General features: G+C 27.8%; 18 protein-coding genes. 14 read left to right on the plus strand and 4 right to left on the minus strand.

Annotated features, from left to right (window positions below):
- From CQA69_RS09005 to CQA69_RS08095, 3 genes are all read left to right on the plus strand, one after another.
- A partial coding sequence (locus tag CQA69_RS09005) for a hypothetical protein (RefSeq protein ID WP_171000367.1) occupies positions 1 to 239 on the plus strand: 239 nt, incomplete at its 5' end.
- 235 nt (positions 240 to 474) lie between these two features.
- Positions 475 to 1110 carry a hypothetical protein gene (locus tag CQA69_RS08090; protein ID WP_246023138.1) on the plus strand — a complete coding sequence of 212 codons (636 nt, stop codon included), beginning with the start codon at positions 475 to 477 and terminating at the stop codon, positions 1108 to 1110.
- Between the two features lie 12 nt (positions 1111 to 1122).
- Positions 1123 to 2010 carry a hypothetical protein gene (locus tag CQA69_RS08095; protein ID WP_246023139.1) on the plus strand — a complete coding sequence of 296 codons (888 nt, stop codon included), beginning with the start codon at positions 1123 to 1125 and terminating at the stop codon, positions 2008 to 2010.
- Here the strand turns inward: CQA69_RS08095 and CQA69_RS08100 are convergent.
- A complete protein-coding gene (locus CQA69_RS08100) occupies positions 2007 to 2699 on the minus strand; it encodes a putative metalloprotease CJM1_0395 family protein (protein WP_137621277.1) in 693 nt (230 codons plus the stop codon). The two genes, CQA69_RS08095 and CQA69_RS08100, sit on opposite strands and share 4 nt — an antisense overlap.
- Before the next feature lie 113 nt (positions 2700 to 2812).
- Between CQA69_RS08100 and CQA69_RS08105 the strand changes: the two genes are divergently transcribed.
- Both CQA69_RS08105 and CQA69_RS08110 read left to right on the plus strand, forming a co-directional pair.
- The gene (locus CQA69_RS08105; RefSeq protein WP_137621278.1) at positions 2813 to 3175 is read left to right on the plus strand and encodes an HIT family protein; all 363 of its coding nucleotides are present in this window, start codon (positions 2813 to 2815) and stop codon (positions 3173 to 3175) included.
- Between the two features lie 68 nt (positions 3176 to 3243).
- Complete coding sequence (locus tag CQA69_RS08110) at positions 3244 to 3816, plus strand: YceI family protein (RefSeq protein ID WP_137621279.1); 573 nt, start codon at positions 3244 to 3246, stop codon at positions 3814 to 3816.
- 10 nt (positions 3817 to 3826) lie between these two features.
- Here the strand turns inward: CQA69_RS08110 and CQA69_RS08115 are convergent, their stop codons facing one another.
- Both CQA69_RS08115 and CQA69_RS08120 read right to left on the minus strand, forming a co-directional pair.
- Positions 3827 to 4774 carry a hypothetical protein gene (locus tag CQA69_RS08115; protein WP_137621280.1) on the minus strand — a complete coding sequence of 316 codons (948 nt, stop codon included), beginning with the start codon at positions 4772 to 4774 and terminating at the stop codon, positions 3827 to 3829.
- A 50-nt stretch (positions 4775 to 4824) separates the two neighbouring features.
- Positions 4825 to 5040, minus strand: coding sequence for a transcriptional regulator (locus tag CQA69_RS08120; RefSeq protein WP_137621281.1), 216 nt, complete (start codon positions 5038 to 5040; stop codon positions 4825 to 4827).
- Between the two features lie 164 nt (positions 5041 to 5204).
- Here CQA69_RS08120 and CQA69_RS08125 point away from each other — a divergent pair, with 164 nt between their 5' ends.
- From CQA69_RS08125 to CQA69_RS08155, 7 genes are all read left to right on the plus strand, one after another.
- On the plus strand, positions 5205 to 5627 hold the full coding sequence (locus tag CQA69_RS08125; RefSeq protein ID WP_137621282.1) for a hypothetical protein: 423 nt from the start codon (positions 5205 to 5207) through the stop codon (positions 5625 to 5627).
- 61 nt (positions 5628 to 5688) lie between these two features.
- Positions 5689 to 5922, plus strand: coding sequence for a superinfection immunity protein (locus CQA69_RS08130; protein ID WP_212741633.1), 234 nt, complete (start codon positions 5689 to 5691; stop codon positions 5920 to 5922).
- Entirely contained in the window at positions 5919 to 6533 is a 615-nt protein-coding gene (locus tag CQA69_RS08135; protein WP_137621283.1) for a toxin-antitoxin system YwqK family antitoxin, read from the plus strand. Before CQA69_RS08130 ends, CQA69_RS08135 begins: the two co-directional genes overlap by 4 nt.
- Before the next feature lie 9 nt (positions 6534 to 6542).
- A complete protein-coding gene (locus CQA69_RS08140; protein ID WP_137621284.1) occupies positions 6543 to 6917 on the plus strand; it encodes a hypothetical protein in 375 nt (124 codons plus the stop codon).
- A 123-nt stretch (positions 6918 to 7040) separates the two neighbouring features.
- Positions 7041 to 8618 carry an ABC-F family ATP-binding cassette domain-containing protein gene (locus CQA69_RS08145; RefSeq protein ID WP_137621285.1) on the plus strand — a complete coding sequence of 526 codons (1578 nt, stop codon included), beginning with the start codon at positions 7041 to 7043 and terminating at the stop codon, positions 8616 to 8618.
- Positions 8611 to 8943, plus strand: coding sequence for a hypothetical protein (locus CQA69_RS08150; protein WP_137621286.1), 333 nt, complete (start codon positions 8611 to 8613; stop codon positions 8941 to 8943). Before CQA69_RS08145 ends, CQA69_RS08150 begins: the two co-directional genes overlap by 8 nt.
- A 58-nt stretch (positions 8944 to 9001) precedes the next feature.
- Entirely contained in the window at positions 9002 to 9367 is a 366-nt protein-coding gene (locus tag CQA69_RS08155; protein ID WP_137621287.1) for a hypothetical protein, read from the plus strand.
- Positions 9368 to 9389: 22 nt separating this feature from the next.
- Here the strand turns inward: CQA69_RS08155 and CQA69_RS08160 are convergent, their stop codons facing one another.
- Positions 9390 to 9980, minus strand: a complete 591-nt coding sequence (locus CQA69_RS08160) for an IMPACT family protein (RefSeq protein WP_137621288.1) — start codon at positions 9978 to 9980, stop codon at positions 9390 to 9392.
- A gap of 111 nt (positions 9981 to 10091) precedes the next feature.
- Here CQA69_RS08160 and CQA69_RS08165 point away from each other — a divergent pair, with 111 nt between their 5' ends.
- Entirely contained in the window at positions 10092 to 11315 is a 1224-nt protein-coding gene (locus CQA69_RS08165) for a glycosyltransferase family protein (RefSeq protein WP_137621289.1), read from the plus strand.
- Complete coding sequence (locus CQA69_RS08170) at positions 11281 to 12048, plus strand: prepilin-type N-terminal cleavage/methylation domain-containing protein (RefSeq protein ID WP_137621290.1); 768 nt, start codon at positions 11281 to 11283, stop codon at positions 12046 to 12048. Before CQA69_RS08165 ends, CQA69_RS08170 begins: the two co-directional genes overlap by 35 nt.
- The last annotated feature ends 206 nt before the right edge of the window (positions 12049 to 12254 follow it).

Here is a 12254-nt window from a genome sequence, read left to right on the forward strand (position 1 = left end):
TGAGTGAAGAAGAAGTAAGAAAAGCTATGAATAGTTTTAATCTCAAACTTAGTGATGAAGTTGTAGTTCAAGGAGCAGAAATTAACGATATAGATACAAACAACCAAAACTACAAAGATCCTATATCCCAAATGTTTGAAGATATAGAAAAATTTCAAAAAGAACAATTGGAACGTTTAGAAAAACAAAGAAAAGCAAAAAGACTAGCTGAACAAAGAAAAGTTGATATAAGAGTTTAGAGTTTTAATCTTTTTAGAATTTAAGTGAATATTATTTTTTATTGATATAAATAATATTACCAATTTACACAATTATCATGAAAATATATTAAAAAATAAAAAACTTTTAAAACTCTAAAATTCATTATAAATATTATTCAAATCTCTACAAATTAAGACTTTTAAAAATTTGATTTAAAATTATCATTTATGATAAAATAGTTTATGTTATATTTTTACATAGAAGGGGTAAATTATGATCAAAAAGTTACTTAGTATTGCAACTTTAGGTGCTTTATTGGTAAGTTTTGCCTTTGGGGATGATTTTTTAGCTAAAGTCAGTAATGGTGCACTCAGTGATAATAGTGCAGGTGTTAAAGTTCTTAGTCTTAATGAGATGAAAGATGTTAAGGGTGGGTATAAAACTTATGTATATAATCTTGGGAATAATGAAGTTATAGCTTTTGCTAGACCTAATTGGGAGACAGAATTAACCTTATTTCACGATAGCAATGGTGATGAATACTATTGGAATAGACAAGGACTTATTCAGTTTGGTGGAATGTGTGGTCCGGAAACTACGAATTGTAAAGTCAATGGAAAACATACATATGAAAGTCAAAGAAGACTTTGGGAAACTATGAGTATAGTGGGTGACGATCCATATCATAATTTTCTTGGATATACAGTAAAAAGAAATATAGGTATATCTAATTCAGGAAAAAGATTTGTATATTTTTCTTATGGTGTAGCTGTAATTAATGAACAGTTAGGTTCTTGGTATAGAGTGCATTCAAGCCCTGTTTTAAATAATTACAAAGTGATTAAAGAAATTAGTTCAAGATATAAAGAAATATTAGAAAATTATCTTGGTGGATGGAATATAAGATAATAGGGGAAATTTATGATAAACAGTATAAATTCTTACTCAAATTATAATTACTATACAAATACTTTAAATTCTAAAAATAAACAAGAAACTAAAGAAGAAGATATTATAACAACAACCAACATACATGGACATACTTTTATAACAGGAGATGGTGCTCTTCCTTATCGTGGAAAGAAATTTGAGTATAATACGAAAATCTTTGGTTTTGATGAAAGCGTTAGCGAACAAGAAATGAAAAGTTTTAATGCTTTTATGAATAAAAATAAACTCAAAGATCCAAATAAAATTGAAAAATCTCCTCTTAAAAATTTTGGCGAAGAATCTGAAAAGTGGGATCCAATAGATGAAGAAATAAAATCATGGATGTTTCTTAATTATGCTCAAATGTATAATCTTGGTCATGATATAATCAAACAGGCATCTGATCTTAGAGATGAATATAGAGAACTCATAAGAGATCAAGATTTAAGTTTGGAAGAATTTAAAACTAAATATATGGATTTTAAAAAAAGACATGATGAATTTGTAAAAGAGTATGAAGTAGCTATAGGTGATAAAATGCTTTTGCATGATGATATTACAACCAAACAAACCAATGAAACTAATCAAACAAAAGATAAACCCTTCAAACCCATCCAAGCAGAAAGTAAAAACAAAAAAACTTATAAAGATGACAATACAAGAAATGAACTCATAAAAAAACTTCTTGAAAATAAATTTGATTTAGCAAAAGAATTAGAAATTCTTTTTGATGTAAAAATAGATAATGACAATACAAATAACAATTCTAATAGCAATGATAATTCTAATTCTAATGATAACAATTCCAACTCTAATACCAATCATCTTAGTAAATTAAGTTCTAAAACTAAACATAGAAGTGTGAATATTAAGGTTTAGGAAGCGATATTGAAATTTATATAATTATTTTGTGAATTTTGCTGATAAACTTTAGCTACAAAATTTTTAAATTCTTGATTGAAATTAGCCCCAAAAGAGTTTTGTTTGGAATTTTTAGACGAATCTGAATTTTTATCAGAACTATATTCCTCTGTTTTTTCTTTATTTTCCTCTTCTTTTTCCTTGTTTTCCTCCGCTTTTATTTTCATCGCCTCTGCTCTTGCTTCAAATTCCATTTTTGTAGCATTTGCAGCTACCTTATAATCTTGTGGACTAGGATCTGCAGGGGCCATTGCTGCAGCTACAATTTGACGCGCATTAGCTATAGTTTCTTCCGGAGTTTTTCCTTTTTGCATTTTTATAGGAACTTCGCCAGCGGTAGCATACATTTTATTATCAGGCCCTCTTGTATAGGTAAAACTTGCAGCTCCTGCTAATCCGCCACCAGCAGCTTGATGCGCTGCTTCATGAGCTTTAACATTTCTATCTGTTTTTTCAAGTTCTCGAACTTCTTGAACTTGTTTGGCGTCAAGCTCGATGCCATTTATCATTTGAGTTTGTTTATCTGTAGTTTTTTTATCCTCGTCTTTAGAGGTATCACTATCTGTTGTTTGTGTAAAATTATTTTTTGATTCTTTAGAAGGATTACTAAGCTGATAATACGAAGTATAATTTGAACTAATTTGCATCATATCCTCCTAAATCAATAAATTTCTTGCAAAAATTTTAACTATTTTGACTTAAAAATTAAATAAATTTTTAGTAAAATATTCTTAAAAATTAAATTTTGAGTGAGAAAAAAATGATTTACCAAAATGATTTAATTTATATAGAGAAAGAAAACTCGCAAATTCCTTGGATTAAAATTTTTACAAATGAGCCCTACAAAGAATTAAGTGATTGTCCTAGCAATTTGCAAAAAGAACTTTTTGAAAAAATTCTGCTTTGCGAAAAAGCAATGATAAAATTTTATAAGCCTGAAAAAATTAATATTGCCTCCTTTGCAAATTATGTTCCAAGGGTTCATTTTCATATAATGGCACGTTTTAAAGATGATGCTTATTTTCCTGAATGTATGTGGGGAAAACAGCAAAGAGAAGTCAAAGAGTTAAATTTGCCAAGCTTTGATGAATTTGTAAAATTTTTAACTAGTATTTTAAATTGATATTAATTATTGATTATTTTTTTTAAAATAAAATTGCTTTGTGTAAAATTATTTTAAAAAGGAAAAAAATGAAAAAGATTTTATTAAGCTCATTTGTTGCTGTGGCTTTATTGAGTACAGGTTTGTTTGCTAAAGAATACACTTTAGATAAAGCACATACTGATGTAGGTTTTAAAATCAAACATTTACAAATTAGTAATGTAAAAGGTAATTTTAAAGATTATAGTGCCGTGATTGATTTTGATCCTAAAAGTGCCGAATTTAAAAAGCTTGAGGCTACAATTAAAGTTGAGTCTGTAAATACAGAAAATCAAACTAGAGATAATCATTTAAGACAAGATGATTTTTTTAAAGCAAAAAAATATCCTGATATGACTTTTGTGATGAAAAAATACAAAAAGATCAATAATGAAAAAGGTAAAATGACCGGAATTCTAACTATAGCTGGAGTTTCAAAAGAAATTGTTTTAGATACTGAAATTGGAGGAGTGGCTAAAGGTAAAGATGGTAAAGAAAAAGTAGGATTTTCTTTAAATGGAAAAATCAAACGTTCTGATTTTAAATTTGCCTCAGGAACTTCAACTATCACTTTAGGAGATGATATTAACTTAAGTATTGAAGTTGAAGCAAATGAAAAGTAATTTTTAAGCCTTAGAGTTTTGCTCTTAGGCTTTCTAAATCTTGAGTTAAATTTCCTTCTTTTTTCTTCCAAATAATCTTAAATTCCGGTTTAAAACTTTCATTTTCTAATTTAAATTCTGTATTTTTTAAAAGAGATTCTAAAAATCCTAAATGTCTTAAAGCTTCGTTATTATCATTAAAAATGAGAACAAAATCATTGTTTTGTATAAAAATCTTCGCCTTAAAACGTTTTAAAATTTTAGCAATTTGTTTTAAGATGAGTTTAGTGTAAGATTCTTGAGTGTATTCTAGTTCGCTAAAATGAAGCAAAGCTATGATGTAGTGATTTTTTCCTTTTATATAATGTATTAATTTTTTTTCATTGGGCAACTTTGTTAGCGGATCAAAAAATAAAATTTTATAGCTTTTATGCAAAATCAAAAAACAAAAAAACAAGCTAGCAAATTCAAAGTATTTAACACTACAAAAAAAATCAAATAAAAATTGAAAATTTGCACTAATAAAAGCTAAAAGAAGAAAATATTCTTTTCTTTTAAAGCTTTGTATGATCAAAACTAAACCAAAGATAACAAAAAATAAAAAAGCTAGATCGCTAATAGGACTAAAAAAAGGTATATTTAGATGAAAGTCTAAGCTACTTGCGTTAAAATTTGTATTGTTTGGAAGAATAAAACCTAAAATTCCTATAAAAATTATAATTGCAAAAGAGCTAATATTAGCTTTTTCTAAAATGTTATTAGATATTTTTTTTACACAAAGCAAAATAAAAATTAAAGGCAAAAACAAAGAAACAAATAAATGAGCTTGAAAGACACTGCTAAAAAAATAAGGCAAATGTAATACAAGTAAAGCAAGAGTGATAAAAAATATACGTGTGTTTTTAAAATAAAAAGCTAAAAATAGTGCTAAAAATTCAAAAATCAAACTAAAATAAGTCAAAAAATCTAAAAAAAACATCAATCAACCTTATAATAAAAATGAGAACTCTATATAAAAAAGCTTAAAAATTAGTCTTTATTAAATTTAGAGAGTTCTTCTTGAATTTTTTGATCCATTTTAAGAAGTTCTTCGTAATCTTTTTTCTGTTTTTCTAAGAGTTCATCAAATTTAAAACCAAGCATTACGATACGATATAAATTAGGCTTATATTTTCTCCAGTTATATAATGTACTTACATCAACATCGATTTCATATGCCATATCGCGTTTGGTTTTTTTGATCATTTATTCCCTATTAAAAATTTTTAAAATTCTACATTAGTTTTTCTTTATTAAAAACATTTGAAATATTCAATTATTTATTATAAAAATATTTAATATTTCAATACTAATTAAGTTTTAATGTGGAATAATTCCAAAGTTTTATTTATTTTTTAGGAGTTTAGTTTATGGATTTTAACAATGTTCTTTTTTCTGTGCAGGATAAATTGCCAAAAGATGGCATATCTGCTATGACTTTAAAAGAAAAATTTGAAAGCTTAAGTGAAAGCAAACAACAAGAAGTTGTAAGCAATCTTCCTATGCTTGGGTTAAAAAGTCCAGCTTTAGTCTTTTGGGTAGGGACTTTTTTATTTGGTGCTTTTGGAGTAGGACGTTTCATGATAGGCGATATGACACTAGGATGTGTTCGTTTAGGGCTTAGTTTAGTTGGTTTTATTTGTGGTTTATTTATGCTTGAAAGTACTTTTTTTGCGATTTGTTATTTTATTTTTGGTTTTGCAAATTGGATTTGGTGGATTGTGGATATGTTTTTAGTGGGTAAAAAACTTCGCAAACAAAATTTTGACAAAATTTTTAATCTTATGCAGTGATTATTGTTTTAAATTTTTTAACTAGTAATTCTATTTTCAAAGAAAGGAGAAATTTTACTTTGTGAATGCTGAAGATTTTGGAACTTTTACAGGTTTTTTACTGATAGTTTTATATATGTTGCCTGCAGTCATAGCTTTATGCAGGAAACATTCAAATTGGTTGATTATATCTTTGCTTAATTTTTTGTTAGGCTGGACCATAATCGTTTGGATAGTGTGCTTAATTTGGTCATTTGTGAGCGGAGTAAAACAAACTATTATTATAAGAGAAGAAAAAAATAAGGAGAAAAAATGAAAAAATTTTTATATTTTATTGCGTTAGTATTATTTTTAGTTGGTTGTGGAAGTGATTTTCCAGGTCAGCCAAGTGATGTCGTTAGAGTTCAGCAAACAAAATACGGCAATGGAAATTTAAAGGAAGAAATTCCTTATAATAAAGAGTCAAGAATTCATGGAGTAAAAAGAACCTTTTATCCCGAAGGACAATTAGAAAGTGAAGAAAACTATAAAAATGGAAAGAAAGAAGGAATAAGCAAAGAATATTATGAAAATGGACAGCTTATGGCTGAACTTAATTATAAAAACAACGAAAAAGTTGGAGAGTTTAAAGGATATTTTCCTAATGGGAAATTACAAGTTGAAGGAAAATTTTCATCCAACGGAAAAGGATATGTGGGTAGTTTTAAAGAGTATTACGAAGATGGAAATTTAAAAAAAGAAGAAAATTATAATAACGAAGGCAAAGAAGATGGTTTGCAAAAATTTTATAATGCAGATGGCTCTTTGCGTAGTGAAAGAAACTATAAAAATGGCACTAAAGATGGGATATTTAGAACTTATGAAAATGGAGCAGTTATTAAAGAGCAAGAGTTTAAAAATGGTGCTTTAATACAAAAATCTAACTAAAGGAAAACAATGTTGCGAAAAATGATTTTATTATTGTTTTTAGGTTGTGCAGTTTTAAATGCACAATCTGTCGGTGAGTGCAATAGCTTTTTGGTGGTTGAAAATTTAAAAAATATCCTTAAGGATAAAATTTTGCAAAATGTTTATGATTCTAGTGGTTTAAAAGGAATGGGTGTTGATTATGAAGAATATCTTGAAAAAGCCAAAGAATACCCTGGTGCTATGGTAGAGATTAATTCCATATCTTCATTTGAAAAGATTCGCGATAATGAATGCCTTGCTATTGTAGATGCAAAAGTAATGGGAGATAAAGGTTTTTTTACAATTGCATATGAAATTTTAAATTCGCATAAAGTAAAAATTACAAATATTATTATGCGTTAATTCAATCATTTATATTTTAGAGCAATAAAACATTGCTCTAAATTCCAATCAAACTAAAATCAAGCTTTTTTTGCTACAATTTCTCAAAAATTTTTTATAAGTAAAAAATCTAAGGAAATTTTTATGGTTGAAGTAAGAAATCTTACAATGCGTTTTGCAAATCAACTTTTATTTGAAAATGTCAATTTAAAACTCGTTCGTGGACAAAGGTATGGACTTATAGGTGCTAATGGTGCTGGAAAATCAACTTTTTTAAAAATTCTTTCAGGTGAAATAGAGTCAAGTAGCGGCGAAGTCGTTTTTGATGAAGGCTTAAGGATCGCAGTTTTAGGGCAAGATCAATTTGCTTTTGAAAACTATACCATTAAAGATGCGGTTATGTGTGCCAATAAAAGATTATATGAGGCCTTAAAAGAAAAAGAAAAGCTTTATATGAGTGAAGAATTTACTGATGAAATCAATGAACGTTTAAGCGAACTTGAGATGATAACGGCTGAAGAGGATCCAAATTACGATTGCGAAACGCGTTGTGAAAAAATTTTAAGTTCTTTAAAAATCAAAGATTTTAATGCTTTAATGAGTACTTTGCAAAGTGCGGATAAATTTAAAGTTTTACTTGCACAAGTGTTGTTTTTAGGTGCGGATGTGCTTTTTTTGGACGAGCCTACAAACAACCTTGATTTAGAGGCAATCTCTTGGCTTGAAAATGAACTTTTAAGACACGAGGGAACTTTGGTAGTGATCTCTCATGATAGGCATTTTCTTAATAAAATTTGCACAAGAATTTTAGATGTTGATTTTAAGCAAATTAGAGATTTTGCTGGAAATTATGATGACTGGTATATGGCTTCAACGCTTTTAGCAAAACAAGCTGAACTAAAGCGTGATAAAACTTTAAAAGAAAGAGAAGAATTAGAAAATTTTATCCGCCGTTTTAGTGCGAATGCGTCTAAAGCAAAACAAGCTACAAGTAGGGCTAAAGCACTTGAAAAATTAGAGCTTGAAGAAATTAAAATTTCAAGTCGTAGGGATCCTAGTATAGTTTTTCGCTTAGGAAGAGAGATTGGCAATGAAGTTTTAGAACTTAAGGGAATTTCTAAAGCTTATGAGTATAGTTTATTTTCAAATTTAGAACTTAAGATAGAAAAAAATGATAAAATTGCTTTAATTGGAGCAAATGGTGTGGGCAAATCAACTTTAGCAAAAATTATTACAAATGCTATTACTCCAGATAGCGGTAATTTGCATTTAGGTGCAACTATAGAGCTTGGATATTTTCCACAAGATACGAGCAATATCATCAATGAAAATTTAAAGCTTTACGAATGGCTTATGAGTGAAAAATTTAAAGATTTGGACGAAATTAGAAAGTGTTTAGGAAGAATGCTTTTTAGCGGAAGCGATCAAGAAAAAATGGCCGCGAATTTAAGTGGAGGTGAAAAACATCGCTTGATGCTTTCTCGTCTTATGCTAGAGCGTCCAAATTTTTTACTTTTAGATGAACCTGATAACCATCTTGATCTTGAAAGCATTATTGCCTTAGGCGAAGCTTTATATAATTTTCAAGGTGTAGTGCTTTGTATAAGCCACGATAGAGAACTCATCAGTTCTTTTGCCAATCGAATTTGGGAACTAAAAGATGGAAAGCTTTTAGATTTTAGAGGAAATTATGAAGAATTTTTAGGAGAAAACAATGGCTAAATTTAGAATTCAATACAGTGCAGGTTTTGGGCATTTTACCCAAAATCATAAAGGTTTTGGTCCAACGATTTATATCGAAGAAGTCGTAGAATTTGACAATGGGAAAGATTATTTTGATTATATCGATTTTTACAAGGCTTATTCTAAGCCCGATGATACCTATTTTCATATCAGTTTTTTAGAAGACAGGCCTTTAAGCGATAAAGAAATTACGATACGCAATGAATATAGAAAAATGCGTGATGAAAATTGCAAAAAAGCTAAGGAAAATTTTATAGCAAATCGCGAAATTGATATGGAATATGTGCCAACTCACCACGATTGATTAAAAAAGGAACGATTTTTGCTTGTATAATTTTTGCATATTTTGAAAGGAGAAAGTTATGCAAGTAAATTACAAAACCATAAGCTCGTATGAATACGATGCTATTAGTGGTCAGTATAAGAAGGTGGATAAAGAAGTTGAAGATTATTCTTCTAACTCTGATTTCACTAGTCTTTTAGATAAATTAGGTGAGAATGAAACATCACAGAATTTAGATACTCAAAAGAGTGATCAAAGTTCTAATTCAAATCATTCTCCAAGTGCTTATGCGCAAATGTCAAATATGTATGCTTATCGCTTTAGACAAAACGAAGGAGAGCTTTCTTTAAGATCTCAAAGTGCAAGTGTGCACAATGATCTTTTAAATCAAGATGCAAGCGAGCAAAATAGCAAACTATTAAATGACTTACTCAAAGCAATTTGATTTTTGCCCCATTTTTGGGGCTTTATAAAATATTTTTCTCTATTTCAAAAGGTGCAAAATTTTTGCAAAAATTTTCAAATTTTTGCTCTTCTTCATCGTTTAAATCAAATTTTAAAATCACTTTTTCATTACTAAATTCACGCTTGAAATTTAAAGAATGAGTGTTTAAAAAATATTCAAAGCGTCTAAGATTTTTTATGTCTATTAGGATTTGCATATGTTTTTTAATCTCAAAAGGGATTAAAATAGAATTGCAAACGACTTCATTAACCGCATCGCTGTAAGCTCTCACAAGACCACCTGTGCCAAGTTTTATTCCACCAAAGTATCTTACTATAATCACAGCTACATTTACAAGCTCAAAACCTCTTAAAACATTTAAAGAAGGCATTCCAGAAGTTCCTTTTGGTTCACCATCGTCGCTTTTATCTTCTACGATCTGATTTAAATCATTTAAGTATCTATAAGCATAGACAAAATGAACTGCTTTTAGATGTTCTTGTTTTAGATTTTTTAATAAATTTTCAAAGTCATCATAAGGACAAAGAAAAGCTAAAAAAGTCGATTTTTTAATTTCAATTTTAGCCGAGTAGGTGTTAGTAATAGATTGCATTTTAACCTTAAATAAAACTAAAGATATTTATATAACTTGGCTCAATTATAGATATAATATCAATTTTAAACTAAATTTATAATTTAAGATTTATTTGCTAGAATTAAATTCATGAAAAAAGTCAAAAATACTTATTTTATTGCTTTATTGCTTTTTGATCTAGCAGCTCTTATTTATGGGATTTCAACTTTAAGCATTAGCAATGATGAAGCTGAAATTTATTTTGGAGAAAAAGGTTCATTTTTAGTATTTTCTTATAATTTGCTTTACTATATAACTCATTTTGGAACTTTTATTTTTGGACAAAATGATTTTGGCTTGAGGCTTCCTATTTTATTTTTTCATTTTTTAAGTTGCTTACTGCTTTATAAATTAGCACAAAAATATACAAAAACTGATTTTGATACTTTTTTATCTCTTTTGCTTTTTATTTTACTTCCTGGAACTGTTGCAAGCGCTTTATTGGTTAATGAAGCTTCTATAGTTATTTTTTTAACCCTTGCAATACTTTGTGCTTATGAATACCAAAAAAAATGGCTACTTTATCCCCTTTTAATTTTAGCTTTATGTGTGGATCAATCTTTTAATATTTTATTTTTAACCTTTTTCTTCTTTGGAATTTATAAAAAAGAATTTATTTTATTAAGCTTATCTCTTATTCTTTTTGGAATTAATGTCAGTTTTTATGGTTTTGATGTAGGAGGTCGTCCAAGAGGATATTTTTTAGATACTTTAGGAATTTTCTCCGCTTGTTTTTCTCCGCTTGTTTTTATTTATTTTTTTTATGTAATTTATCGCTTGATGTTTAAAGAAAACAAAAGTTTACTTTGGTTTTTAATGAGTACCACTTTTATTTTTTGTTCTTTATTTTCTTTAAGACAAAAACTTTATTTGGAAGATTTTTTACCTTTTTGTGTTATTTGCACTCCTTTGTTAATAAAAACTCTTATGGAAAGCTATCGCGTAAGATTGCCTGTGTTTAGATTGAAATATAAAATCTTTATAGAATGCACAGCGATTTTTCTGTTATTTTGCTATTTTGTTATCATAGGAAATCAATTTTTATATTATTTTGTTTCAAATCCTAAACGGCACTTTGCAAATAATTACCATTTCGCTAAAGAATTAAGTCAAGAATTAAAAAAGCAAAATATTTTTGCGATCAGAGCTTCTGATGTTTTGCAAAAAAGATTAAAATTTTACGGGATTGAAGAAAGCAATACTTTTTATTTAAGCAGTGTAAAAAATAATAAAGAAAACAATAAAGATCAAAAAATAATAAAAATTAAGCTAGGCAAGTTTGAAAAGAAATATCAAGTTAAAACTTACAAGTAAAGCTTTCACACTTATAGAGCTTGTTTTGGTTATTTTTATTTTAGGTATTATTATTTCTATAACTAATATCAATATAAAAAAAGATAGATTAATGTTAGGTGCAAAACAGATTCTTAGCGATATATACTATGTTAGAAACTTAGCTATGATACAAGAAAGTTTTAGAAATTCAGATTTCGCAGTGGCTAAAAAAGAATGGTATAAAAGTAGATGGCAACTCTATTTTATCAAATCCGCCGCGACTGATTACGAACAAACTTACACTATTTTTTTAGATAAAAATGGTGATGGTAATGCGAATTTAGGTAAAACAGATATTAATATCGATAGAGAAATTGCTATAGATATCTTAAATCCTAAAAAATTGATGAATTCAGGACAAAGCGGAGTGATCGATAAAGATGATAAAAAAGCAACTAAAAGATTTAATGTTTTTAAAACTTTCGATATAGAAAAGGTTGATTTTAAAGGATCTTGTAGTGGTTCTACAAGAATTGTTTTTGATAAATTGGGAAGGTTATATTCTCCACTTAAAAATTCTAAAAGTGTTTATGATAAAACTTTAGCAAAAAGTGGTAAAAATTGCATCATTCGTTTAACTTCTAAATTTAAACATCAAGTTTGTATTGTGATCGATCCTTTAAGTGGATATGCATATATTCCCAAATTTAGCAATTTTAATCAACAAATGGTTGTCTATAATGGAAAAACAATAGAGTGTTCTAAAATTTAATATAAAATAAGCAATTTTGATTATTTTACTATTAAATTTTTATGCTTTTTAGGGTGCTAATTTTGTTTTTTATTTAAAATTTGGAACACTTCTTGCTTATATTTAATTAAGATATTTAGATTTGAAGGCAGAACAATTCTAAAATCAAAGGAATAAATATGAGTATCTTTAGTATCAATGATAACTCAAACTATAGTTCTATACTT

This window comes from Campylobacter estrildidarum (genome assembly GCF_005406205.1).
Classification (GTDB): Bacteria; Campylobacterota; Campylobacteria; order Campylobacterales; family Campylobacteraceae; genus Campylobacter_D; species Campylobacter_D estrildidarum.

Coding starts and splice junctions, on each gene's coding strand:
- CQA69_RS08090 (WP_246023138.1), top strand. CDS start 475: ATGATCAAAAAGTTACTTAGTATTGCAACTTTAGGTGCTTTATTGGTA.
- CQA69_RS08095 (WP_246023139.1), top strand. CDS start 1,123: ATGATAAACAGTATAAATTCTTACTCAAATTATAATTACTATACAAAT.
- CQA69_RS08100 (WP_137621277.1), bottom strand. CDS start 2,699: ATGCAAATTAGTTCAAATTATACTTCGTATTATCAGCTTAGTAATCCT.
- CQA69_RS08105 (WP_137621278.1), top strand. CDS start 2,813: ATGATTTACCAAAATGATTTAATTTATATAGAGAAAGAAAACTCGCAA.
- CQA69_RS08110 (WP_137621279.1), top strand. CDS start 3,244: ATGAAAAAGATTTTATTAAGCTCATTTGTTGCTGTGGCTTTATTGAGT.
- CQA69_RS08115 (WP_137621280.1), bottom strand. CDS start 4,774: ATGTTTTTTTTAGATTTTTTGACTTATTTTAGTTTGATTTTTGAATTT.
- CQA69_RS08120 (WP_137621281.1), bottom strand. CDS start 5,040: ATGATCAAAAAAACCAAACGCGATATGGCATATGAAATCGATGTTGAT.
- CQA69_RS08125 (WP_137621282.1), top strand. CDS start 5,205: ATGGATTTTAACAATGTTCTTTTTTCTGTGCAGGATAAATTGCCAAAA.
- CQA69_RS08135 (WP_137621283.1), top strand. CDS start 5,919: ATGAAAAAATTTTTATATTTTATTGCGTTAGTATTATTTTTAGTTGGT.
- CQA69_RS08140 (WP_137621284.1), top strand. CDS start 6,543: ATGTTGCGAAAAATGATTTTATTATTGTTTTTAGGTTGTGCAGTTTTA.
- CQA69_RS08145 (WP_137621285.1), top strand. CDS start 7,041: ATGGTTGAAGTAAGAAATCTTACAATGCGTTTTGCAAATCAACTTTTA.
- CQA69_RS08150 (WP_137621286.1), top strand. CDS start 8,611: ATGGCTAAATTTAGAATTCAATACAGTGCAGGTTTTGGGCATTTTACC.
- CQA69_RS08155 (WP_137621287.1), top strand. CDS start 9,002: ATGCAAGTAAATTACAAAACCATAAGCTCGTATGAATACGATGCTATT.
- CQA69_RS08160 (WP_137621288.1), bottom strand. CDS start 9,980: ATGCAATCTATTACTAACACCTACTCGGCTAAAATTGAAATTAAAAAA.
- CQA69_RS08165 (WP_137621289.1), top strand. CDS start 10,092: ATGAAAAAAGTCAAAAATACTTATTTTATTGCTTTATTGCTTTTTGAT.